This is a genomic window from Rhodococcus sp. OAS809 (assembly GCF_040546695.1).
Taxonomy (GTDB): domain Bacteria; phylum Actinomycetota; class Actinomycetes; order Mycobacteriales; family Mycobacteriaceae; genus Rhodococcus_F; species Rhodococcus_F qingshengii.
Genome location: NZ_JBEPOI010000002.1, coordinates 2,068,746 through 2,091,182, shown reverse-complemented (window position 1 = coordinate 2,091,182; position 22,437 = coordinate 2,068,746). Strand labels below are relative to the sequence as shown.

Annotated in this window: 18 protein-coding genes; 14 read left to right on the top strand and 4 right to left on the bottom strand. The window is 62.3% G+C overall.

Annotated elements, in window-relative coordinates; translation table 11 throughout:
- Positions 1-3 precede the first annotated feature (3 nt).
- From ABIE52_RS12610 to ABIE52_RS12600, 3 genes are all read left to right on the top strand, one after another.
- Complete coding sequence (locus ABIE52_RS12610) at positions 4-1,671, top strand: sigma-54-dependent Fis family transcriptional regulator (RefSeq protein ID WP_192712128.1); 1,668 nt, start codon at positions 4-6, stop codon at positions 1,669-1,671.
- Positions 1,672-1,779: 108 nt separating this feature from the next.
- Positions 1,780-3,279, top strand: coding sequence for an aldehyde dehydrogenase family protein (locus tag ABIE52_RS12605; protein WP_019744236.1), 1,500 nt, complete (start codon positions 1,780-1,782; stop codon positions 3,277-3,279).
- A 47-nt stretch (positions 3,280-3,326) separates the two neighbouring features.
- Positions 3,327-4,439 (top strand): NDMA-dependent alcohol dehydrogenase, encoded by a 1,113-nt coding sequence (locus ABIE52_RS12600; protein ID WP_003942086.1) that lies wholly within the window; start codon positions 3,327-3,329, stop codon positions 4,437-4,439.
- A gap of 55 nt (positions 4,440-4,494) precedes the next feature.
- Here ABIE52_RS12600 and ABIE52_RS12595 read toward each other — a convergent pair whose 3' ends face one another.
- Positions 4,495-5,943: a zinc-binding metallopeptidase family protein gene (locus tag ABIE52_RS12595; protein WP_064074169.1), complete on the bottom strand. Its 1,449-nt coding sequence runs from the start codon at positions 5,941-5,943 to the stop codon at positions 4,495-4,497.
- Positions 5,944-6,167: 224 nt separating this feature from the next.
- On the opposite strand from ABIE52_RS12595, the gene ABIE52_RS12590 reads away from it, so the two are divergent.
- From ABIE52_RS12590 to ABIE52_RS12580, 3 genes are all read left to right on the top strand, one after another.
- Positions 6,168-8,414, top strand: a complete 2,247-nt coding sequence (locus tag ABIE52_RS12590) for an MMPL family transporter (RefSeq protein WP_047268953.1) — start codon at positions 6,168-6,170, stop codon at positions 8,412-8,414.
- 183 nt (positions 8,415-8,597) lie between these two features.
- On the top strand, positions 8,598-10,037 hold the full coding sequence (locus tag ABIE52_RS12585) for a hypothetical protein (protein WP_064443339.1): 1,440 nt from the start codon (positions 8,598-8,600) through the stop codon (positions 10,035-10,037).
- Complete coding sequence (locus ABIE52_RS12580) at positions 10,034-11,398, top strand: outer membrane protein assembly factor BamB family protein (protein WP_118606285.1); 1,365 nt, start codon at positions 10,034-10,036, stop codon at positions 11,396-11,398. The genes ABIE52_RS12585 and ABIE52_RS12580 overlap by 4 nt, the downstream gene beginning before the upstream one ends.
- Here ABIE52_RS12580 and dctA read toward each other — a convergent pair.
- Positions 11,376-12,782, bottom strand: a complete 1,407-nt coding sequence (dctA, locus tag ABIE52_RS12575) for a C4-dicarboxylate transporter DctA (RefSeq protein WP_192712129.1) — start codon at positions 12,780-12,782, stop codon at positions 11,376-11,378. The two genes, ABIE52_RS12580 and dctA, sit on opposite strands and share 23 nt — an antisense overlap.
- A gap of 188 nt (positions 12,783-12,970) precedes the next feature.
- Between dctA and ABIE52_RS12570 the strand changes: the two genes are divergently transcribed.
- Positions 12,971-13,231, top strand: coding sequence for a GlsB/YeaQ/YmgE family stress response membrane protein (locus tag ABIE52_RS12570; RefSeq protein WP_003942027.1), 261 nt, complete (start codon positions 12,971-12,973; stop codon positions 13,229-13,231).
- A gap of 158 nt (positions 13,232-13,389) precedes the next feature.
- Here the strand turns inward: ABIE52_RS12570 and ABIE52_RS12565 are convergent, their stop codons facing one another.
- Together ABIE52_RS12565 and ABIE52_RS12560 are read right to left on the bottom strand one after the other, a co-directional pair.
- Positions 13,390-14,136, bottom strand: coding sequence for a GTP pyrophosphokinase (locus ABIE52_RS12565; protein ID WP_024487832.1), 747 nt, complete (start codon positions 14,134-14,136; stop codon positions 13,390-13,392).
- Positions 14,137-14,184: 48 nt separating this feature from the next.
- Positions 14,185-14,784: an SACE_7040 family transcriptional regulator gene (locus ABIE52_RS12560; protein ID WP_003941968.1), complete on the bottom strand. Its 600-nt coding sequence runs from the start codon at positions 14,782-14,784 to the stop codon at positions 14,185-14,187.
- A gap of 98 nt (positions 14,785-14,882) precedes the next feature.
- Between ABIE52_RS12560 and ABIE52_RS12555 the strand changes: the two genes are divergently transcribed.
- The 7 genes from ABIE52_RS12555 to ABIE52_RS12525 are packed head-to-tail and all read left to right on the top strand — an operon-like array spanning position 14,883 to position 22,395.
- Positions 14,883-16,472, top strand: coding sequence for a carboxyl transferase domain-containing protein (locus tag ABIE52_RS12555; RefSeq protein ID WP_021334316.1), 1,590 nt, complete (start codon positions 14,883-14,885; stop codon positions 16,470-16,472).
- 5 nt (positions 16,473-16,477) lie between these two features.
- On the top strand, positions 16,478-18,517 hold the full coding sequence (locus ABIE52_RS12550; protein ID WP_042453639.1) for an acetyl-CoA carboxylase biotin carboxylase subunit: 2,040 nt from the start codon (positions 16,478-16,480) through the stop codon (positions 18,515-18,517).
- Positions 18,517-19,680 (top strand): acyl-CoA dehydrogenase family protein, encoded by a 1,164-nt coding sequence (locus tag ABIE52_RS12545; protein WP_007730190.1) that lies wholly within the window; start codon positions 18,517-18,519, stop codon positions 19,678-19,680. Before ABIE52_RS12550 ends, ABIE52_RS12545 begins: the two co-directional genes overlap by 1 nt.
- Positions 19,677-20,165 carry a MaoC family dehydratase gene (locus ABIE52_RS12540; RefSeq protein ID WP_003942078.1) on the top strand — a complete coding sequence of 163 codons (489 nt, stop codon included), beginning with the start codon at positions 19,677-19,679 and terminating at the stop codon, positions 20,163-20,165. The genes ABIE52_RS12545 and ABIE52_RS12540 overlap by 4 nt, the downstream gene beginning before the upstream one ends.
- Entirely contained in the window at positions 20,162-20,989 is an 828-nt protein-coding gene (locus ABIE52_RS12535) for an HpcH/HpaI aldolase/citrate lyase family protein (protein ID WP_192712130.1), read from the top strand. The genes ABIE52_RS12540 and ABIE52_RS12535 overlap by 4 nt, the downstream gene beginning before the upstream one ends.
- A 3-nt stretch (positions 20,990-20,992) precedes the next feature.
- Positions 20,993-21,748, top strand: coding sequence for a CoA transferase subunit A (locus ABIE52_RS12530; RefSeq protein WP_042453312.1), 756 nt, complete (start codon positions 20,993-20,995; stop codon positions 21,746-21,748).
- A 41-nt stretch (positions 21,749-21,789) separates the two neighbouring features.
- Positions 21,790-22,395: a 3-oxoacid CoA-transferase subunit B gene (locus ABIE52_RS12525; protein ID WP_178377296.1), complete on the top strand. Its 606-nt coding sequence runs from the start codon at positions 21,790-21,792 to the stop codon at positions 22,393-22,395.
- Positions 22,396-22,437 lie beyond the last annotated feature (42 nt).

The window sequence follows — 22,437 nt, the reverse complement described above, 5'->3', positions numbered from 1 at the left end:
AGTATGTCCGCGAACCCAGGGGAGCGTGAGCCGGTACGCCCCGAGATCGCGCTCTCCTGGAAGCGTTCTCGACTCAGTGGCCTCGACCCGTCGTCGGCCATCGCCGTGGACACCGAGGAGCAGGACGGTGAGTCTCGTCTGCTCCGGGCAGCCGCACCCGTGCTCGACGAAGTTTCGCAACAGATCGCGGGCACCGGTTTCTGCGTGCTGCTTGCCGATCGAGAATGCCGCGTCGTCGCTTCGGTGTACTCCGACAGTCGCGTCGAGCGAACGATCGAGCGGTTGGGCGTCGTCAACGGTTCACGCTTCGGCGAAGAGCACGCCGGCACCAACGCGCTCGGTACGCCCCTCGAGGTCGGACGAAGCGTGGTGATCCACGGTGACGAGCATTTCCTCGACAGCCTCAAGGGTTTGAGCTGCTACGGACAGCCGATCCTGCATCCCGTCACACGTCGTGTCGAAGGCATTCTCGACATGACCGGCGTTGTCTCGCAGGCCAACCCACTGTTCGCGCCCTTCCTTGCGCGTGCTGCAGCGGACATCGAGAAACGGCTGCTCGAAGGCTCGAAAGCATCGGAGCAGCGGCTGGTCGACGCATTCCAGCGAGTTTCACATCAGCGCCACATTGCCGTCGCGGCCATCGGCGACGACATCCTGCTGAGCAACCGAACCGCTTTGGATCTGCTCGACACCGCAGACCATGTATCGCTCCGTTCCTTGATTGCCGACCTGAATCCGGACCAATCACGATTGGTGACAGTCGAATTGGCGTCCGGCGCGCTGGCGCGAGTTCAAGCCGACCGGATTTCCGGGGCTGACGGTGGTGCGCTCTTCCTGGTCGAACCACTCCAACGGGAACGGGCACCGATCCGCAGAACGCACGAGCGGGCACCGTCTCCGGGCGAACGACTGCGGCGCGACCTGATGCGGGCGCGGGCAACCTCTGCCGCCGTGGCGATCTCGGGTGAAGCGGGATCCGGCCGAACCTCGGCAGCATCGGACGTAGTCGGCAGTGTCGATGCGAGTTGGCTCGATGCCACGCGAATCGCGTTCGACGGCCGTGAGCAGTGGGTCACCGATCTCGTGCGAGCGGCCCGTAAGCGTTCGGGCGTGGTCGTGATCGAACAGGTACAACTCCTTCCTGACTCGGTGTTGCCGCTGGTCGCAGACCTGATCGACGCCAGCGCCGAGGGGCCGAAAATCGTACTGACCAGCGGAGCGGCAGTTGATCTTCCGCCGACCATCGCCGCGCTGCTCTCACGATGCGCCTCCAGGGTTGTCATCACCCCACTGCGCGAGCGACAGGCTGAGATCGCCGAGTTGGCACAAGCCATGTTGGAGGGGATCTCGCCAGAACTGAGGTTGACCGCCAGTGCCGCCGAAGCACTCGCGGCGGCCAACTGGCCGGGCAACCTGGCAGAATTGCGCGTCGTGTTGAATCGCGCCTCGGATGAACGCTCGAGCAATCGCATCGACGTCGCTGATCTGCCCGAGGACTATCGCACCACGACCAAGGTGTCTCGGTTGGCAGGGCGGGAGAAAGCCGAGCGCCAGGCGATCATCGGAGCGTTGAAAGACTGCGGCGGCAACAAGGTTCACGCGTCGGCGCAACTCGGAATCAGCCGAAGCACTCTCTACACACGGATGCGGGCGCTCGACATCACTGTGTAGTTTGCTGTCCGACTTCAGTTGTACAAAGTTCGGACAGTTAGCACCCCTGGAAGCGCGGAAGTATGGCGTGCATCACATTCGCACCTCACTACTTCAGGGGAGTTTCCGATGACGGCAGTAGCCGAACACACCATCAGTTCAGCGGTACAGGGTTTCCTGAACGGACCGAAGAAGCTCTACATCGGCGGCGAATTCGTCGACGCCGCTTCGGGTCAGACCTTCGCGACGTACAACCCGGCTGACGGACAGAAGCTCGCAGACGTGGCACACGGTCAGGCTGAAGACATCGACCGCGCGGTACGTGCCGCTCGAACGGCTTTCGAGGACGGCCCCTGGTCACGTATGAAGGCAAACGAGCGCGAGCGGATGATCTGGCGCGTCGGCGACATTCTCAGTGCTCGTGCCGAGGAATTCGGTCAGCTCGAAGCTCTCGACAACGGCAAGTCCGTTGCCATCGCCACCGCCGTCGACGTAGCTTGGGCCGCAGACGTTTTCCGCTACTACGCGGGTTGGGCCACCAAGATCGAAGGCAGCACCGTCAACGTGTCGATGCCCTTCTCTCCGGGCGGCGAGTTCCACGCCTACACCCTGCGTGAGGCGATCGGCGTCTGTGGACTGATCGTGCCGTGGAACTTCCCGCTGCTGATGTCGTCGTGGAAGCTCGCCCCCGCGCTCGCCGCCGGCAACACGGTGATCCTCAAGCCCGCTGAGCAGACCCCGCTCACCGCACTGCTTCTCGCGGAGGTCTTCGAAGAAGCAGGCTTCCCGCCCGGTGTCGTCAACATCGTTCCCGGCTTCGGCGATGCAGGTGCTGCTCTGTCCGGCCACGACGACGTGGACAAGGTTGCGTTCACCGGTTCCACCGAGGTGGGTAAGAAGATCGTCGACGCCGCCAAGGGCAATCTGAAGAAGGTTACGCTCGAGCTCGGTGGCAAGAGCCCCAATATCGTGTTCGCCGACGCCGATTTCGATTCCGCGGTGGAGGGTTCGCTCAACGCGTGGCTGTTCAACCACGGACAGTGCTGCGTTGCGGGTACTCGTCTGTACGTCGAGGACACCATCTTCGAGAAGTTCACCGAGGCCGTCGCGCACGCAGCGAGCCAGGTCAAGATCGGGCCCGGCCTCGATCCCACCACCCAGCTCGGACCGCTGGTCTCGCAGGAGCAGTTCGACAAGGTGACCGGCTACCTGCGTGAGGGAATCGCCGACGGCGCACGTGCACTGACGGGCGGCAACCGCTGGGGCGATCAGGGCTACTTCGTCGAGCCGACCGTCTTCGTTGACGTCAAGCCCGAATTCTCCATCGTTCAGGAGGAGATCTTCGGACCCGTCGTGGCGGCGCTGCCGTTCAACGCGGACGACGGACCGATCACTGCCGCAAACGATTCCATCTACGGCTTGGCCGCCGGCATCTGGACCCGGGACATTTCCAAGGCTCACCGCACGGCGAAGCGCTTGAAGGCCGGTTCGGTGTGGATCAACCAGTACAACGGCTTCGACACTGCAATGCCCTTCGGTGGATACAAGCAGTCCGGCTGGGGCCGCGAGCTCGGCGCTTCGGCTATCGATCTCTACACCCAGACCAAGGCCGTCAACATCGCTCTCTGACCGACCCCATCGCTCATTCTCTCGTCCGACAATCAAGGAGATCACCAGTGAAGACCAAAGCTGCTGTACTGCTCGAGCCCGGAAAGCCCTTCGAGATCATGGAACTCGACCTCGACGGCCCGGGTGTGGGTGAGGTACTGATCAAGTACACCGCTGCCGGACTGTGCCATTCGGATCTGCACCTGACCGACGGTGATCTCCCGCCGCGTTACCCGATCGTCGGCGGACACGAAGGCTCGGGCATCATCGAAGAGGTCGGCCCAGGCGTCACGAAGGTCAAGCCGGGCGACCATGTCGTGTGTAGCTTCATCCCCAACTGCGGCACCTGTCGCTACTGCTCGACCGGTCGCCAGAACCTCTGCGACATGGGTGCCACCATCCTCGAAGGCTCGATGCCCGACGGTTCCTTCCGTTTCCACGGCAACGGAATGGATTTCGGCGGAATGTGCATGTTGGGAACGTTCTCCGAGCGCGCCACCATTTCTCAGCACTCGGTAGTCAAGATCGACGACTGGCTTCCCTTGGAGACAGCGGTGGTCGTCGGCTGCGGCGTGCCTTCGGGTTGGGGAACGGCAGTAAATGCCGGTAACCTTCGCGCCGGTGACACCGCTGTGATCTACGGCATCGGTGGTCTCGGCATCAACGCCGTCCAGGGCGCCGTTTCGGCCGGCTGCAAGTACGTCGTTGTGGTCGATCCGGTTGCTCTCAAGCGTGAGACCGCACTGAAGTTCGGTGCAACCCATGCCTTTGCAGACGCCGAGAGCGCTGCTGCCAAGGTCAACGAGCTGACGTGGGGACAGGGTGCCGACGCTGCGCTCATCCTTGTCGGCACCGTCGACGAGGACGTGGTCAGTGCAGCGACGGCAGTGATCGGCAAGGGTGGCACCGTGGTGATCACGGGACTCGCCGACCCCGCCAAGCTGACCGTTCACGTGTCGGGTACCGACCTGACGCTGAATCAGAAGACGATCAAGGGCACGTTGTTCGGGTCCATGAATCCGCAGTACGACATCGTGCGACTGCTGCGTCTCTACGATGCCGGTCAGCTCAAGCTCGACGAACTGATCACCAACACCTACAGCCTCGAAGACGTCAACAAGGGCTACCAGGATCTACGTGACGGCAAGAACATCCGTGGCGTGATCATTCACGACAAGTAACCCCAAGTGCTGTGCGCCTTTATTAACCGCCCGCGGTTAATAAAGGCGCACAGCACTATTTCTTGGCTTTCGACAAAATCTGCATCAACTGAAGTAGCGCCGAGAACTTCGCGAACACCGAGCGCGAGACCACCGGACCGAAAGCCGCGGTGTCGGTTGCGTCGAAGGCGTCGAGCAGATCGCGGAAACTTTCGACCTGTTTGACCATCGCGTCGAGATCGACGTGCGTGACTGTGTCGGCGTCACGCAGAGCGAGCAGGTACTGCGGCGCCGTCACCAAGGCGACCGCCGGTATCTTCCGCTCGAACAACGGTTCACCCTCACCGAAATGAATGACCGGTCCTGGCGCCACGATTCGGCGATCGCCTGCCCCGATGTCGCGCCACAGCGGTGCAACGATGTCGTGTACTTCCCGACTCGTCGCGTAGAGCAGTTCCGGTTCCGGAGTGGTCTCCAACGAATAGCTGCCGATCGAGGTGTTCTCGGTATCGCCCAGTGCGCCGAGGTGTTCGATTGCGATCCCCGCTACTGCGCGCGCCTGACCGTCTTCGCCCTTCCACATCTCGGGGTGTGCTTCGAGCCAGGTGGACGTTGCCTGTCCGTGCTTGGACACCGCTGGAATGCGAAGGTGGCCGGTCGTCAGCACAAAAACGTACGACCGTCGATGCGGCTGCGCGACGGCGTGCCGCGCCAAGGCCAACATTCCCAGATGCCCGTTCTCCTCGACGCCGTTGGTTCCGTCGCTGTGAGTGATGAGCAGAATCGTCTCTTCCGGTGATGTCCCCGGGGATACCGCCCACACCGTGTCGGTCCGGGTGTCCGGATGCAGAGTTGCATCCAGAACCAGAGTGGCCCGCTGGCCCGAACGAGCTGCAGCGACAACCTTCCTGCCCTCGTCGCCGGCCACCCAGACGGCGGGGATGTCGTGGTACGGCTGCGTGAACGGAAGATATTGTCCCAGCGCGTTGTCCGGAGCGATGTCACGCCACACCGCGATCACGCCGAGCACTCCGGCTTTGCGGGCCTTGTCGAGTTTCGGGCCAAGAAGAGTCGCGGAGAGAACCGGATTTCGAAGAGTCTCGTCGGTGGCGATCGGACCCCACTCGCTGACCAGTAGTTTGCGGGGAAGATCGATGTGCGGGACCTCGATCACTGCGATCGCGCCCTTGGCCAAGGACCACTTGGGGCGTCGCGCGCTGACGTGGACCAGGGGAGCGGAGATTCCCTGAGGGCCGGTCAATCCCGAGTAGGGGAATGCGGACGAAACCTTGATCGGCCCCGTGGGCAATTCGATGCGAAGTCCGTCAGACGTTGCCGGTAGATCCCAGCGTTCGAAAGTGTGTGAATCACGCCGGACTTCGAGGCCCAGTTCGGTCAGTTCGTTCGCGACTTCCTCCACCACCGCGTGGTGCGAAGGTGATCCCGTCAATCGTGGCCCCCGCGCGTCGAGTCGCTGTTGGCCTGCAAGGAGGAGATCGCGATCGACGGCCTGGCCGTGATTCATGGGATTGCCTTTCGTGCTACGCGACGTCTGCTCTGGTGAGGCGCCTGCCCGTGTCGTGTCCACGGTACCGAGCGGTCTGAAAAGGACTCGGAGAGCGCGCCGGATATGCCGTTTTCGCAGATATACCAGGTGCCAACGAGCCGGTCGGTCCGTACCGTATGACCTTGGCACCGAAAGACTCCGTGTTCTTCGGACAGACCAGTCCACGGCGAGAGAGGCCTACGTTGGCTACGTATCTTTACAGGTTGGGGAAGTTCGCTTTCCGCCACAAGTATCTTGTGGTGGCCGCGTGGATTATCGTGATCGCGGTGGTGGGGGGCGCTATCAGCGCCACAAATCCGACGTTCTCCAAAGAATTCAATCTTCCGGGCACTGATTCACAGCGTGCGACCGAGTTGATGAACGAGAACTTTGCAGCGGCAGCGGAGCAGCAAACTCAGGCGTCGACCAGCATTCTCATCGCGGCAGACGACGGGCTTGCCGCGCACAGCGATCAGATCGATCAGTTGATCGCGCAGGCGAAGACGTTGCCGGACATCGTCGATCCCGAGAAGATCGTCAATCCGGTCACTCTCGCGGAGGCAAATCCAGCGGTGGCGTCGGCCGTTCTCGGCGACAACGGCAAGGTCGGGCTGATCCAGCTCAATCAGTCGATTCGCATCGAGGATCAGACGCAGGCCAACAAGACCGCGTTCCTGGACTTGATGGCAAAGTTCCGCACCGGCGGCTTGCAAGTCGAAGGAACCGGCTCGATGATGCAGGTGCAGGCCGCGGGCGGTCTGTCGGAGATGCTCGGCTTCGCGGTGGCGTTCATCGTGATGATCGTGGCGTTCGGTGCACTCATCGCGGCGTTCATCCCGTTGTTCACTGCAATTCTGGGAATTGCGCTGGCCACTCTGACTGTCACCCTCGGCTCGGGCTTCTTCGACATCAACGAAGGCGTCACGGGAATCGTCACGATGATCGGCATCGCAGTCTCGATCGACTACGCGTTGTTCATCGTGTCGCGCTACCGCAGTGAGCTCAACCTGGGCGGAACCAGGGAAGCCGCCGCCGGACGCGCAGTAGGTACTGCCGGTTCGTCTGTCGTATTCGCAGGCCTGACAGTGGTGGTTGCGCTGGCGGCCCTGGCGGTGGTCGGGGTTCCGATGATCACGCAGATGGGAATCTCGGCAGCGGTTGCCGTCATCATCGCTGTGCTCGGCGCAATCACATTGATCCCAGCGGTTCTGGGTATCTTCGGCCGATTCGCGTTCTCGCCTCGTATCCCCGGGCTGCGCCACGGTGACGAGCCCGAGACGATGGAATCCAACGGACATCGCTGGGCCAAGATAGTCACCAAGTACCCGTGGCCGATCGCGGGTGCTGCGCTGGTGCTTCTGGTGATCGCGGCTATTCCGATGACGAAGCTCGAACTCGGACTCTCGTTCACTCAGGACGAAGAGCGGCCGGCACTTGCCCTGCTGCAACGTGGGTTCGGTGAAGGCGTCAATGGCGAATTGTTCGTCGTGCTCGACGCGCCTGACGGCACCGACATCACCGCGATTGCCGAAGGCACTGTCGCGCACATCAAGGGCCTCGACAACGTCGCAACTCCGGATCAGTTGATGTGGGTCGGAAACGGACCGGACGCAGCAAACCCGATGGCGGGCGCCAACTCTGCGCTGATCGCGGTCACCCCGCAGATGTCACCGAGCGGCCCCGAAACCCACGAGCTGATGAATCAGATCCGGGATTACGGATCGACGGTGAAATCGGAAGGCGCAGAACTCGGTGTAGCGGGGCAAACCGCGATCGTTGCCGACATGTCGTCGAAGCTCAGTTCCGCGCTCATCCCGTATCTCATCGTGGTTGTGGGGCTGGCGTTCATCATCATGATGGTCGTCTTCCGCTCGATCCTGGTGCCGCTGACCGCAACTCTCGGATTCCTGTTTTCCGTCTGTGCGACCTTCGGCGCCACGGTGGCCATCTTCCAGGAGGGTGACTTCGGGCTGATCGAGCACACACAACCCATCATCTCGTTCCTGCCGATCTTCATGATCGGTGTGGTCTTCGGGTTGGCGATGGACTATCAAGTGTTCCTCGTGACGCGAATGCGCGAGGAATACGTGCACGGATTGTCGGCCAAGGACGCCATCATCTCCGGCTACACCCATGGTGCTCGCGTGGTCGCGTCGGCGGCCATCATCATGATCTCCGTGTTCGGCGCATTCATGCTGTCCTCGGAGACGACAAGCAAGATGATGGGCTTCGGCCTCGCGGCTGCAGTCTTCTTCGACGCCTTCATCATCCGCATGATCGTGATCCCTGCGGTCATGTCGATTCTCGGTGATTCGGCATGGAAGTTGCCGGCGTGGCTCGACAAGATCCTGCCGAACGTCGACATCGAGGGTGAAGCGATTCGACGGATTCCGATCGAGCAGGATCCGGATTCCGATCCAGACCCGAATCAGGTGCCTGTGAGGGTGTAAGCACTCAGGCAGTCAGAACGGGGTGCCGGTTGCACAGCAACTGGCACCCCGTTCTTCTGTGTTCATACGGAGCCCGCGCGATAGGAAACCATCCGGTTGGTAACAGAAATTGCTGTGATCGCGACAGGAATTCCAGAGGCGACGCGCATCGGGGGCGAGCCGTGACGGTGACTGCGAGGGTACGTGTCGAAGGAGCAAACCGATTTGAAGCGGGCCGAGAAGTGGACCTTCGCGCTGACGGTCGTCTCCCTGATCGCCGGCGGGACAGTGGTTGCCGGGCTGGTGGATCGGTGGAGCAGTTCGCCGTCCGATGACATCTCGGTAGCTGCGTCATCTTCGATCACCATGACATCCACACCGGACGAGATTCCGGCGGAAGACGTGCCTGAATTCTCGTACGTCACGCCGAGCGCGGTGTACCCGACAACGATTCCGGGTTGTGAAAGCGTCGAAGCGCCGGAGGAGGATTCGTTCTTCTCCTATATTCTCGACGGATCTGATACGTACGACGATCCACGCTTTCCGTGGTTCTCGAGTGCCAAGGCCGCCGCGATGTCGGAAGCGGTCAAGCAGGCGCTCCCGAAAGATGTCGAGCTGAAGTTCGCCAGCCCGGGTAATTCGCTGCAGTTCGGGCCGATCTCTGCACCTTCGAACACAGATGGGCTGCCCGAGGGTTTCTCGCTCGAGGAGTTGGCGTCCACCACTGCGTCCGGGACGCTGATTCGGGACGGGAAGATCGGCGCGCTCAGCCTGATGCTGCACTCGAGTTCTGATCCGATCCCATCGTGTGTTGCGGGGTCGCTCGTCGAACGTCGGGTGCTGGCTGACCAGTCGGTAGTGGATCTGCAGGATACGTGGAGCGAAACCAATGGTGTACGCACCCTTGGTCGGTCGGCGATGTTGTACGGAGTCGACGGGACCCGTATTCAGGCGTATGTCAACGACACTAACAACGACGGAGGTCGGAACGCCGAGAGTTCCGGCGTGGTGCCACTGACTCTCGACGACCTTGTAACCCTTGTCGAAATGCCACAGCTGCGAATCACTACTCCAGTTCCCCCGGGTACGGCACCCCTTTCGCCCGGGTGCCACGGGATCCCTCGAGACTCTAGCGACGTGGCTGAACTCGATCGCGCGACGATCGAACGTCTCAACGCGGTACTCGAGATCAGATGGCGCGCTGTATCTCCGGGTTTTCCGATTCTTGATACCGGACCGGGCACTCTGACGGTGGCGGAGAATGACAAGTCCACTGCATGTCAGAGACTTCTCACCCGGACGGGAGACAGCGAGTCGACGCTCAACATGACAATTACCGGCGGACAACCACTCCCTACGGAGCCCAACAAATACGACCCTTCCTACGACGGGCACCCCTTGGAGGTCGTGACGCGACCGGATGGATCCGTGATCGAGCGAGACGAACGGAACTACGCGACCGTGCCCATGACAAATGACGGCTCGAAAGCAGAATCGACGCAGGAAACGAGCAGGTCGGTGGTCGTCACCCGCCCGAATGGGACCCAAGTCTCGGTTTCGTCGTCGGCTGCGATCCCGAGCGATCCGATGACGTTCGAGCAGTTGGAGTTTCTCGCGACGACCGAAGGCTTGGAGATTCGATGAGCACCAGATTCTCCCCGAAATCGCGACTTCGGATCGCGGCCGCCGCAGCCGTAGTCACCGCCACTGCCGCCATCGCCACGGTGGTCACGTCGACGAGTTCTGGCCCGACAGCGATCTCGTCGCAGCTATGGAGCGTCGAGGCCTCCGAGATTCTCGGGCGCGAGTTCGCGATCTTCCGGAGCCCGCTTGTTGGAACCGAATTCAACATGGACATGGGCGGATTCATCGACGCCGGATCACTCGTGGTCACGATGATCGGTATGCCGGACCGCCAGGCATACTCGCTGGACGACGCGGAATTGGTCGCACTCGATGCCGACAACGGCACTGTCCGTTGGCGCACGTCGGCGGTCGACGTCGGTGGTTGCTCCGAGACTCTGCTCGGCAGTTCGGTGCTGTGTTTCTCCGGGCCGTACGTATCCGGTGGTTCGTACTCACTTTTCGACATCGAGACAGGAGAGCGTCGAGACGTCAAGACGCCGTGGGCACCGATCATCGCGGTTGTCTCGGGTGATACGGTCCTCGCGCTCGAGGGTGATATCGAGAGCAACGACGTTCGCGTGCACAGCGGAACCGTCGACGATCCGGAAGCGAACTGGTCCAAAGCGTTCGACGTCGGTGGATCGTGGGAAGCCGGATACGTCGATCCGGTGATGTCGGTGCACGGCGATCTGGGTGTGATCGCTCTCGACGAGTCTCTGGGATTCGACCTGAAGACCGGCGAACAGCGGTGGGTACACGGTTACTCCACCTGTTCGACCGCGCATACGTCGTCGGACGGTGTGACATTGGTGTCGGACGGCGGTTGCGAAGGGAACGGCCGGCCGACAAGTGAGTACGCACTCGATCAGTACGGGCGCGAGTTCGCCAGGACGGACGAACTGCCCTCGGAGTCCTCGTACTACGGCGGGCGATACAGCCGAGATGATCCCGCGGGAAGATCGACTCCGATCATTCTGGGACACAGCGGTTTCGACCGGACTTCCGGCGAGAAATTGTGGTCCAACAGTGAACTCTTCGACACCGCACAGTCGTTGGCGGTGATCGGCAACGTGGTTGCCGTGACCCGTTCCGGTTCCGGACCCGAGGTCCAGTTCGTGGACCTCTTCACCGGTGAGGTCCTGTGGCGATCGAACGCCGAGCGCGCCGGGGAGGTTGTCTGGCACGGCGATGTCGTTATCGACGAGGGAAACGTCTACGGAACGGATGTCCGTACGGGCCAACGTAGTTGGGAGGTTCGGGTGGATCAGGACGGGGACGACGAGTTCACGCCTTGGGCGATGCCGCGGGAGCTGTGGGCGGGGGACAAGATGCTGTTGCGTTCCAGTGAAGACCGCATCACGGCGTTGAAACTGTCTTGAGTGCTTCGGCCTCCGGTGCCGGAACAGTTTTCCCGGTGATCGGATCGACTTCCTCGAGCGGTGGAACGTCTTCTCCGTCGAGCACTCGGCGCATGCGCTCCTTGTCGAGCTGCCCCTCCCAATTGGCGACCACGAAGGTTGCGACACAGTTCCCGAGCAGGTTCACCGACACCCGCATCGAATCCATGATTCGATCGGCGCCCAGTAGGAGAGCGACTGCGGCGACGGGAATTGCGCCGTGACCGATTGCGGCCACGGTGGCCGACAGCGCCAGGAATGACGATCCCGGCACGCCGGCCATTCCCTTCGAGGTGAGCATCAGAACCAGGACGGCAGTGATCTGTTCACCGAGTGTCAGGTCCACGCCGAGTGCCTGCGCCAGAAACAGCATGCAGATCGACAGGTACAGCGTTGCGCCGTCGAGATTGAACGAGTAGCCGGTAGGCACCACCAATCCTGTTGTAGTGCGCGAGCATCCGGCGTTGGTGAGCTTGATCATGATTCGGGGCAGAACTACTTCGGTCGACGCCGTTCCCAAAGCGAGGAAGAGTTCGTCCTTGATGTACTTGACGAATTTCCACAGGTTCACGCCCGCGAAGTACCTGACTATCGCGGCCAGGATGAGGATGAACAGGACGGCGGCGAGATAGCATGCGGCGATCAGCTTTCCGTAACTTCCGAGCGAAGCGATCCCGTACTGACCGACGATGTACGCCATCGCGCCCAAAGCGCCCAACGGCGCCAGTCTCATGATCCAGCCGATGATCGTGAAGAACAGATGGCTCAGACGATCGACGAGTTCGAACACGATCGGTGGTCCACTCTCACCCGCCTTGGCCAATGCGAGCCCGAACAGTACGGCGAAGAAGAGGACTTGGAGGAGTGCGTTCTCGGCGAAGGCCGAAACTATCGACACCGGAATGATATTGAGCAGGAATTCGACGGTGTGGGGAAGTTCGCCACTTCCGGTCTTGGCTGCCACGGCGTCCGCACCGTTCGCCAGCGTCTCCGGATCGATGTCGAATCCCGCACCCGGCTTCATCAGATTTCCGATGAGCAGCCCGAACAACAGGGCGAAGGTGGTCACGACCTCGAAGTAGATGAGTGCTTTGACGCCGATACGCCCCACGGCCTTCAGATCCCCGACGTGGGCGATCCCGATCACAACGGTGCAGAAGATGATCGGCGCGATCAGCATTTTGATCAGCTTGATGAACCCGTCGGCGAGGGGCTTGAGGTTCGTGCCGAATTCCGGCCACAACCAGCCGATGAGAACACCGATGACGATAGCGGCGATCAATTGCACGAACAGTGATCGGTACCAGGGCGGCTTGTTGGCGAGTCGCGCGAGCTCGCTGTTCGGCAGTTTTACGGAAGTTGGCATGGATGGGAACGGTAGGTCCGCTTGATTGCGAAAAAATAACTCGCGAATGTCGTGGATGTAACGCGTCGAGGTTGCATCTCGGACAACAATTCGGTCAACAAGCGACAGTTGTGTGTGACTGTGGTTATTGTTTCCCTGAGCGGTGATCTTCCGTCCGCGTGCATGCACGACGTGTGAGAGGGGCTGTCATGGGGCAAATTATCGGAACCATCATTTTCGGCGCAGTCATCGGAATCCTGGCTCGTCTCGTACTGCCAGGTAAGCAGCAGTACGGCATGATCGTGACCGTCGTGCTGGGTATCGCCGGAGCGCTTATCGGGTACTGGGTCTGGGGAGCGATCTCGGACAAGGGCGACACGGGTGGAATCGACTGGATCCGCTGGATCATCAGCATCGCCGCGGCGGCCGTGCTCTCGATCGGCTACAGCGCCGTCACTGGCAAGAAATAGCAAGCCGACCCAATTCGAGAAGTGCGCCCTCCCGAAGTTCGGGAGGGCGCACTTCTTTTTGTTTGCCCTAGTTGTCCGACCCCAGTTGTGAGCGAACGGCACTTTCGTCGCCTCAGATGCGCCGAAAGGCGCGTTCGCTCAGGGGAGGGGGACCGAATTCAGAGCGCCCGTCGCTGAAGATGCAGCGCCTCGAGGAACTGCGCCGGCAGATCCTGCTCGAGGATTTCGTCGTCAGGATGCGGTAGCGCTTTGATTTTGGCGAACTCGTCGTTGAGTCGTTCCATCTTGACGTCCAGGCGGTGTGCCGCGGCTGCAGCCTCGGTGAGTTCGTCGAGGAGTTCGACGGGAACCTCGCGGTTGTACTTGTAGTAGATCTTGTGTTCGAGGCTCGCCCAGAAATCCATCGCGATCGTGCGGATCTGAAGTTCGATCGGTACGTGCCTGACGCGGTCACTCATGAAAACCGGGACCTCGACGATCAAGTGCAAGCTCTTGTAGCCGTTGGGTTTCGGATCGGCGATGTAGTCCTCGCGCTCGATCACCCGAAGGTCCGTCTGGCTGGTGAGCATCTCGGCGATTCGGTACGTGTCGGAAATGAAGCTGCAGGTGATACGTACTCCAGCGATGTCGAAGATGTTCTTCGAGATGTCGTCGATCGTCAGCGGGACGTTCAGGCGTTGAGCCTTTCGCAGGATGCTGTCCGGTGACTTGACCCGTGACGTGACGTGTTCGATGGGGCTGTACTGATTGATGTGAGTGAACTCGTCCTTGAGGATGTTCACCTTGGTCATCAGTTCGGAGATTCCGAATTGGTACAACATCATGAAGCGGGAGAACTCGGTCCGCAGTTCGGCGAAATCGGCCCTGCTGACCCCACTGCTGTCTTCCACGTTCGGCACCCTCATCTGTTAGCTGGTGTAACCAGTCTGCCACCGATTGTGCCGTGTCCGGTTTCAGTGGGTGCGCAGTGCGGCGAGCGTCATATCCCGCAGGACTCGACGCGCGCGTGCCGGCGAAGCGGGGTTGGCGCTGTGAGGGGTCGAGTTGATCAGACCGAAGGTGGCATGCGCTTTGATTCGTGCGTCCGCCTGATCGAGTTGGGGATCGAGTTGCTCGAGCACCCCGACCCAGACCTCGACGTACTTGCGCTGCGTCTGGCGTACCTGTCGACGCGCGTCGGCCGGCAAGCTTTCGAGGTCGCGGTCCTGGATGCGGATCAGGTCCGGCTCGCCCAGTGCGAAGTCGAGGTGGAACTCCACCAGTGCGTCGAGAGCAGCGCTCGGTGAGTCCGCTGCCTCCGCTGCCGCAGAGCCGCCTTCGTGCAGGCGCGTGCTGATGCCGACGAGAAGTTCCACGAGGACGGCGTCCTTGTTCGGAAAGTGCCGGTACACGGCCGGGCCGCTGATGCCGACGGCCGCGCCGAGGTCTTCGAGTCGCACACTCACGAATCCGCGTTCGGCGATCAACCGTGCGGCGGCGTCCAAGAGCTGACGTCGACGGTCGGCCTTCATCTGATCGCGTCGCGTCGGAGCTGCTACCTGCTCAGAGGTCATTCTCTCGATCTTTCTTCGCTTGTGTTCTGGACAACTCAGTTAATCATAGTTAATCTAGTTTCAGTTATCGAGCATTAACTCATGGCGAAGGCGGCGGGATGACTCCCAGTGGAATCACGCAAGGATCGGGCTACCGGTCCGATCACACCGTTCTGGTGGACGAACTGAAGAAGAAACTGGCGCAAGCAGCGCTGGGTGGCAACGAGCGCTCTCGCGAGCGCCACGTGAGCAGAGGGAAGTTGCTGCCGCGAGATCGCGTCGACTCGCTGCTCGACCAGGGCAGCCCGTTCCTCGAGCTGTCCCCACTGGCGGCCAACGGCCTGTACGACGACGAGTGCCCGGGCGCCGGCGTCATCACCGGTATCGGTCGTGTGTCGGGTCGCGAGTGCGTCATCGTTGCCAACGACGCGACGGTCAAGGGCGGCACCTACTACCCGATGACGGTGAAGAAGCACCTGCGCGCGCAGGAAGTTGCGCTGCAGAACAACCTTCCCTGCATCTACCTCGTCGACTCCGGCGGCGCCTTCCTGCCGCGCCAGGACGAGGTCTTCCCGGACCGTGAGCACTTCGGCCGGATCTTCTACAACCAGGCGACCATGAGCGCCAAGGGGATTCCCCAGATCGCCGCGGTTCTCGGTTCGTGCACCGCGGGCGGCGCCTACGTGCCCGCGATGAGCGACGAAGCAGTGATCGTCCGCAACCAGGGCACCATCTTCCTCGGCGGCCCGCCGCTGGTGAAGGCAGCCACCGGCGAGATCGTGACGGCGGAAGAGCTCGGCGGCGGCGACCTGCACTCCAAGGTTTCCGGCGTCACCGACCACCTGGCCGAGGACGACCGCGACGCACTTCGGATCGTGCGCAACATCATTGCCACGCTCGGCCCCCGCTCCGAGCGCCCGTGGGACGTCATCTCCACGGTTCCGCCCGTCGCCGATCAGAGCGAGCTGTACGACGTCGTTCCGACTGATCCCCGTACTCCGTACGACGTGCACGAGGTCATCACCAAGCTCGTCGACGGTGGCGCGTTCCAGGAGTTCAAGGCTGAATACGGCAAGACGCTCGTCACCGGTTTCGCGCACATCGAGGGCCACCCGGTCGGCATCATCGCCAACAACGGCGTGCTCTTCGGCGAATCCGCCATGAAGGGAGCACATTTCATCGAACTGTGTGACAAGCGCAGTGTTCCGCTGCTGTTCCTGCAGAACATCGCGGGCTTCATGGTGGGACGCGACTACGAGGCCGGCGGCATCGCCAAGCACGGCGCCAAGATGGTCACCGCAGTCGCGTGTGCGCGGGTCCCCAAGCTGACAGTTGTCATCGGCGGCTCGTACGGCGCCGGCAACTACTCCATGTGTGGACGCGCGTATTCACCTCGCTTCCTGTGGATGTGGCCGAACGCGCGCATCTCGGTCATGGGCGGCGAGCAGGCAGCTTCGGTGCTCTCGACGGTTCGTAGCGAGCAGCTCGACAGCGCGGGTAATCCGTGGTCGGCCGAGGACGAAGAATCCTTCAAGGCGCCGATCCGCGAGCAGTACGAGGCTCAGGGCAATCCGTACTACTCCACTGCGCGGCTGTGGGATGACGGTGTCATCGATCCCGCAGATACCAGAACTGTTCTCGGCCTGGCCCTTTCGGTGTGCGCGAACGCGCCGATCGAGCCGGTCTCCTACGGCGTCTTCCGGATGTGAGCGAAATGACTGAGTTGCGCACTATCGATACTGTTCTCGTGGCCAACCGCGGTGAGATCGCGGTTCGCGTGATCCGCACGTTGCGTGAGTTGGGAATTCGCAGCGTCGCCGTCTACAGCGACGCCGACGCGAATGCTCGCCACGTCCGCGAGGCCGACACTGCCGTCAACATCGGACCGGCCGCGGCGCGTGAAAGCTACCTCGTCATCGACAAGGTCATCGACGCTGCCAAGTCCACCGGTGCTCAGGGTATTCACCCCGGTTACGGCTTCCTGTCGGAGAACTCGGCGTTCTCGGCTGCCTGTGCGGCTGCCGGAATCGCCTTCCTCGGCCCCTCCGAGCACGCCATCGAGGTGATGGGTGACAAGATCACCGCGAAGAACGCCGTTGCCGCGTTCGACGTGCCGGTGGTCCCGGGTATCGCTCGCCCCAATCTGACCGACGAAGAACTGATCGCAGCGGCCGAGGACATCGGCTACCCGGTGTTGGTCAAGCCTTCGGCCGGCGGAGGCGGCAAGGGAATGCGTCTGGTCGAGGATCCGGCCAATCTGGCCGAGGCTCTTCGCAGTGCCCGCCGTGAGGCCGCGTCGTCGTTCGGCGACGACACCCTGTTCCTCGAGCGATTCGTCCTGCGGCCCCGGCACATCGAGGTCCAGGTTCTCGCCGACCAGCACGGCAACGTCGTTCACCTCGGTGAGCGCGAATGCAGCCTGCAGCGGCGTCATCAGAAGGTCATCGAAGAGGCTCCCTCGCCGCTGCTCGATCAGGTGACCCGTGACCGGATCGGCGCGGCAGCGTGCAACACCGCTCGAAGCGTCGATTACACCGGCGCCGGCACCGTGGAGTTCATCGTCTCCGCCGACAAGCCGGACGAGTTCTTCTTCATGGAGATGAACACCCGCCTCCAGGTCGAGCATCCCGTCACCGAAATGGTGACCGGACTGGATCTGGTCGAATGGCAGGTCCGTGTGGCAGCAGGGGAGAAGTTGGCCTTCTCCCAGAGTGACATCACGCTGACCGGGCACGCCATCGAAGCTCGTGTGTACGCGGAGGATCCGGGCCGTGGATTCCTGCCGACCGGCGGCAGCGTCGTCGATCTGGTCGAGCCGTCAGGTTCCGGCGTGCGCGTCGATTCCGGACTGCTCGCGGGCACCGTCGTCGGCAGTGACTACGACCCGATGCTCAGCAAGGTCATCGCCCACGCTCCCGACCGCGCGGGCGCACTGCGCAAGCTCGATCGCGCACTCGGTGACACCGCAGTGCTCGGAGTCGTGACCAACATCGAATTCGCACGGTTCCTCCTCGCTGATCCGGATGTGATCGCGGGCAACCTCGACACCGGTCTGCTCGATCGTCGCGTCGAAGACTTTGTCGCAGCCGACGCCTCCGACGAGGTGCTCATTGCTGCCGCGGCGTATCGCTGGCTCTCGCGGTGGACAACTTCGGAATCCGTTGATCCCTGGGACGTCCCGAGTGGGTGGCGCGTCGGAACTCCCGCTCCGACCAGCATCAGGCTCTCCGCCGGCACCCGAACGGCGCACGTTGCGATCGTCGGCGTTCCCGCGGATGCAAAGGTCGAGGTCGAAGGTTCACAGCCTCGCGCATTCAGCGCGACCCTGACGGGATCCGAACTGGCGGTGGTGATCGACGGACGTCGACGCACGTTTGTCGTCGCCCAGACCGATGGCGGTCTGTGGCTGGCAGGCGGCGGAACCTGGCACGTGCGCGAGGTAGCCGAAGTCAGCGTTCGCGGTGAGGACAAGCATGCCGGTGACGCCGAAATCGCCAGCCCCATGCCCGGTGCCGTCATCGCAGTCAACGTCGAGAACGGCGCGGCAGTGAGCGCGGGACAACCACTCGTCGTGGTCGAGGCCATGAAGATGGAGCACTCCTTGACGTCCCCGATCGACGGGATCGTGGAAGTGCTTGTCCGTCAGGGCGATCAGGTGATGGTGGATCAGGTTCTGGCCCGCGTGGTACCTGTCGCGGACGAAGAGACTGCAGAAGTAAAGACCGAGAACACGACGCAGAAGGAAGACGCCTGATGTCCGATTACCTTGCCACCGGAGCGCTTCCGGACGAATACCAGCAGCTCGCCAAGACGGTTGCGGATTTCGCGAAGACCGTAGTGGCACCGGTTGCTGCCGAGCACGACGCCAACCACACCTTCCCGTACGAGGTAGTGGCCGGGATGGCTGACATGGGACTGTTCGGCCTGCCGTTTCCCGAGGAGTACGGCGGAATGGGCGGCGACTACTTCGCACTCTGCCTGGCGCTCGAAGAGCTGGGCAAGGTCGACCAGAGCGTCGCGATCACTCTCGAAGCTGGTGTGTCCCTTGGTGCCATGCCGATCTACCGTTTCGGTAACGAGGCGCAGAAGCAGGAGTGGCTTCCGCAGCTCACCAGCGGCAAGTCGTTGGCTGCCTTCGGCCTGACCGAACCCGGTGCGGGTAGCGACGCCGGCGGCACCAAGACCACCGCGAAGTTCGACAGCGGTGAGTGGATCATCAACGGCAACAAGCAGTTCATCACCAACTCGGGCACCGACATCACCAAGCTCGTGACGGTCACCGCGGTCACGGGTGTCAAGGACGGCGGCAAGAAGGAGATCTCGACGATCCTCGTGCCGACCACGACGCCCGGCTTCACGGCCGAACCGGCGTACAACAAAGTCGGTTGGAACGCATCCGACACCCATCCGCTCACGTTCGCCGATGTTCGTGTCCCCGAAGAGAATCTGCTCGGTGAGCGCGGCCGCGGCTACGCGAACTTCCTGCGCATCCTCGATGAAGGCCGCATCGCCATCTCCGCGTTGAGCGTCGGTGCCGCCCAGGGCTGCGTCGACGAGTCGATCAAGTACGCCAAGGAGCGCGAGGCGTTCGGTCGCCCCATCGGACACAACCAGGCCATCGCGTTCAAGATCGCGCGTATGGAGGCTCGTGCCCACGTCGCACGTACCGCGTACTACGACGCGGCCGCACTCATGTTGTCGGGCAAGCCGTTCAAGAAGCAGGCGTCTATCGCCAAGCTGATTTCCTCCGAAGCTGCCATGGACAACGCCCGTGACGCCACGCAGATTCACGGCGGATACGGCTTCATGAACGAGTACGCCGTCGCGCGCCACTACCGTGACAGCAAGATCCTCGAAATCGGTGAGGGAACGACCGAGGTGCAGTTGATGCTCATCGCTCGTGAGGCAGGGCTGTGACGAACCCCAAGAAGATCACTCAGCGCGGGCTCTGGTTCGAGGAGTTCGAGGTCGGCGCGATCTACGAGCATCGCCCAGGCCGGACGGTGACCGAGGCTGACAACGTCCTGTTCACGACTTTGACGATGAACACGCAGGCGTTGCATCTCGATGCCGCGTACAGCGAGGACACTCAATTCGGTGTGCGGCTGGTCAATTCGATGTTCACCCTGTCGACCATCGTCGGCCTGTCCGTCGCGCAGTTGACGCAGGGCACCATCGTGGCGAACCTCGGTTTCTCCGAGATCAGCTTCCCCAAGCCGCTCTTTCACGGCGACACCTTGTATGCCGAGACGCTCATCGCGGACAAGCGCGAATCGAAGAGCCGTCCAGGTGAAGGCATCGTGACGCTCGTGCACACCGGGCGCAACCAGCACGGTGACGTCGTCGCACTGGCCACGCGCAAGACACTGGTGCAACTGCGTCCGGCAGAGGTGTCCTCATGACGTGGACACCGCCGGGGCCGGCGTGGTTGTTCTGCCCGGCGGATCGTCCCGAGCGCTATGCGAAGGCCGCGGCTGTTGCCGACGTCGTGATCCTCGATCTCGAAGACGGTGTGGCTTCGGCCGACAAGGAAGCCGCACGTGCAGCCCTGATCGACACGCCTCTCGATCCGGAGCGGACGGTCGTGCGCGTCAATCCGGTCGGTACACATGATCACGAACTCGATCTGATCGCGCTGGACGGCACACACTATTCGCGTCTCATGCTGTCCAAGTGCGAATCGGCCGAGGACGTCCTCTCGCTCGCACCGGCGGACGTGGTTGCGCTCGTCGAGTCCCCGCGAGGAGCCCTCGCCGTGGCCGACATCGCGCTTGCTGCGAACGCCATCGGTGTCATGTGGGGAGCCGAGGATCTTGTGGCCGGTCTCGGCGGTAATTCGAGCAGGCACCCGAACGGTTCGTACCGCGACGTTGCCAAGCATGTCCGATCGACGTCTCTCCTGGCCGCGAAGAGCTACGGCCGGTTGGCTGTCGATTCCGTGTACCTCGACATCAAGGACCTCGTCGGCCTGGGCGTCGAGTCCGCTGATGCCGTCGCAGTCGGCTTCGACGTGAAGGTTGCGATCCATCCGAGTCAGGTCGAGGTCATCCGCGGGGCCTTCGCACCTTCGGAAAAAGAGATCGACTGGGCCACACGAGTGCTTGCCGCGGTGTCTACTGAACGTGGTGTGTTCGCGTTCGAGGGCAAGATGGTCGACGCTCCCGTTCTCCGTCACGCCGAGAAGCTTCTTCACCGAGCCGGAATCTTTCAGCAGAAGGAGAACTAGCGGATGAGCAAAGTCGTGAATACGGCAGCTGAGGCAGTTGCCGACATCGCGAGCGGATCCAGGCTCGCAGTGGGCGGCTTCGGGCTGTGCGGTATTCCCGACGCACTGATCGCGGCGATCGCCGACGGCGACGCCACCGATCTCGAGGTGTTCTCCAACAACTGCGGTGTCGACGACTACGGTCTCGGCATTCTGCTCGGCGCGCACCGGATCGCCAGGGTGACGGCGTCGTATGTGGGGGAGAACAAGGAGTTCGCCCGTCAGTATCTCGCCGGTGAGCTCGAAGTGGAGTTGACGCCGCAGGGGACGCTGGCCGAGCGGCTGCGAGCAGGCGGTACCGGCATTCCGGCGTTCTACACTCCGGCGGGCGTCGGCACACCGATCGCCGAGGGCGGCTTGCCGTGGCGATACAACGCGGACGGTTCGATCGCCGTGGCGTCGCCACCGAAGGCGACGGCAGTGTTCGGTGGCCGCACGTATGTATTGGAAGAGGCGATCACGGCTGACTTCGCGCTCGTGCATGCGGACTACGGTGACACCGAAGGAAATCTCGTCTTCAACAAGACGGCGATGAACTTCAACCCGCTTGCTGCCATGGCCGGCCGGATCACCATCGCGCAGGTGGAGAACCTCGTCGAGCCGGGCGACATCGACCCCGCACACGTGCACCTACCTGGTGTGTTCGTCGCGCGGGTCGTGCACACAGGCCCACAGGAGAAGCGGATCGAGAAGCGGACCGTCTCAGGAGGCACCAAGTGACCAGTGCAGAGGAAACCCGTATCGGTTGGACTCGCCACGAGATGGCCGCTCGCGCTGCCGCCGAGATGCGGCCGGGGGAGTACGTCAACCTCGGCATCGGCCTGCCGACGCTGATCCCCAGTTACCTGCCCGAGGGTGTCAAAGTGGTCCTGCACAGCGAGAACGGCATCCTCGGTACCGGACCGTATCCGACCGATGATCAGGTCGATGCCGACCTCATCAATGCCGGTAAAGAAACCGTCACCGTCAATCCTGGTGCCGCGTTCTTCGACTCGGCCCTCTCGTTCGGGATGATCCGCGGTGGTCACATCGACACCGCGGTGCTCGGCGGGATGCAGGTATCGAAGACCGGTGACCTTGCCAACTGGATGGTGCCGGGCAAGATGGTCAAGGGCATGGGTGGGGCGATGGACCTGGTCCATGGAGCCCGCCGCGTCATCGTCGTGATGGAGCACACCGACCGCGACGGCAATCCCAAGATCGTCGAGGCCTGCACGCTGCCGCTTACCGGTCAGAGCGTCGTCAACCGGATCATCACCGACCTGGCAGTGCTGGACGTCACCGCGGACGGGCTGCAGCTTGTGGAGCTGGCTCCAGGGGTCAGCAGCGAGCACCTGAAGAGTGTGACTGGTGTGGGCTTTTCCTGAAGCTTCGTACCGTAAATCGAAGAACGCGCCGACCGCTGGTCG